Consider the following 1,881-nt stretch of genomic DNA (forward strand, 5'->3'; position numbering starts at 1 on the left):
ATTTTTCTACCAGTTTGATTATAAGAGTTTTGAAATCTTGGCTTTTTTCAGTTTGAAGATAATTTTCTCCAGTTCATCCAGGTCTTTAATCACTATTCTCTTTGGCATTTTAAAATACCTCGTTGCAAGATGTTTTGTACTCTACCCATAAAAAAAATCCCTATCCCCTATCCCCTTTATCCTGTCCCCTTTCTGCAATAGGTTTTGTTCTGTACTATCATAACCACTCTCCCCTTTAACAATAAAAATGCCCCTGAATACTTCTTATTACTCCCTCAAATGCTAAGGTACCCCTCCTTTAACCACTCCCCCAGGGGCAGGCTTGTTGTATGAGCTATCAAGACTAATGCCATCATATTTACTGACTTTTCTATGTCCTTATTCATTATCTCATTTAAACTTAGTATACCCCCCAAATATCTAAAAGAAAGTTTCTTCTGTTTTCAATCCTCCTTCGGCTGTTTTACATCATTAGTAAACCCAAATATTCTCTTGCTATTTACAACTGACGGTAACTAAATTTTCTGTACATTATTGAGATTCTATCTCCCCTTAATGCTAGCCAATGCAGAATATTCCTTGGGCTAAAATGTTTTCGAGCTTCCTCTAGGAATAATTGTTTCTTCCCGCTAGAATAATCGTTTTTCCACGTTGGCTATTATAAGCTCTGCTTTTCGTTGAGGTTTTTCTGGATAAATTTGTGTGCTGTGGGGTATGGAACCTATAAATATTATTTGAATTTTTCTTTTGATATGTCCCCTTTTTTCCCATTCGTTTTAGGTTAAATTTGGCTTGAATCAATTCCCATTAATGCTCGGTTTTTCAATTAATGTTTTAATTTATTTCTTTTTGTCCAAAGTTCAGGGGGTGGAACTTGACTTTTTGTTGTTTTTTTGTTAGAACAGTAGGCAGAATGGGGGTAGGTGTGCGCAGGCGGAGGCGATGGGGCGCCCTTGATTTTTTTTTGTTTTTTTGTTACAATGGTATGTAGAATGGGGGAATGTGTCGCCATGAAGGTTGTGTCACCGCGCTGATGTTTTGACTGCCGTCTGGGATTGGGGGTTGGGGGATAGGATGTAGGGTATAGGAGATAAAACATTGTCGGGTGGTGGTGGACTATTTTATTCGTATTGCCCAAAAGCACTTATTAGCAGACAGACAAGGATATTAGCAGTGGGTATGCCGGCAGATGTTGGTGGGTGGTTGACTTGTATACTCTTAATCCAGTCAGCAGAGAGGGGAATGGTGATAACGTCAACTAAATGGATTGACTAGTAGATAACCCAAAGGGAAATAGACTTATTAGCCAGTGATAGCATATCATATGGACTGTGGTGGAGGAGCAAATGGGTAAACTGGCGGGGAAAGAGTATATCTTGTCAACGGCGTTGTCAGTCGGGTGAAAATATGCTGTATTGTATATACTGGCAAAACAAATAATTAGAAACAAGACAAGTGAATAGAAATAGACATTTAGTCGGCCATACATCACTTTTGTTAGTAAATGTGGGCTATTAGTGGACAGAAGTTATAATTGTGGAGCCAATGAGATAGAATAGAACAAGTTAAACCAGACGACTATTTACAGACTGACCATCAGGGGAGTTGACAGACACCAGTTGTGGGGAATATGCCAACCACCCTTTTGTCAGCGAATAGGTAATGGGAATAACCCCATGGATTTTGTCATATATTTGCCCTGGCTTTAGAGTAATTTTTCTCCTCGCATTCACCGAATCTCTGGTATTTAGCAGTAAAATGAAATCCTCACCTCCCCCCACGACGTCAAATCTGTGTATCTACTGTCATTATTAGGTAAGCTCATTATTTTCCCCATGTCGATTCCAAATACATACTGCCATTGGGAAGTATAATCCCTGC

At 39.1% G+C, this 1,881-nt stretch carries 1 protein-coding gene; it reads right to left on the reverse strand.

The window, feature by feature from the left end; all coding sequences use genetic code 11:
• Positions 1–1,565: 1,565 nt before the first annotated feature.
• A complete protein-coding gene (locus tag IGQ44_10900) occupies positions 1,566–1,733 on the reverse strand; it encodes a hypothetical protein (GenBank protein ID HIK38481.1) in 168 nt (55 codons plus the stop codon).
• Between the last annotated feature and the right edge of the window lie 148 nt (positions 1,734–1,881).

The organism is Geminocystis sp. M7585_C2015_104 (genome assembly GCA_015295805.1).
Classification (GTDB): domain Bacteria; phylum Cyanobacteriota; class Cyanobacteriia; order Cyanobacteriales; family Cyanobacteriaceae; genus DVEF01.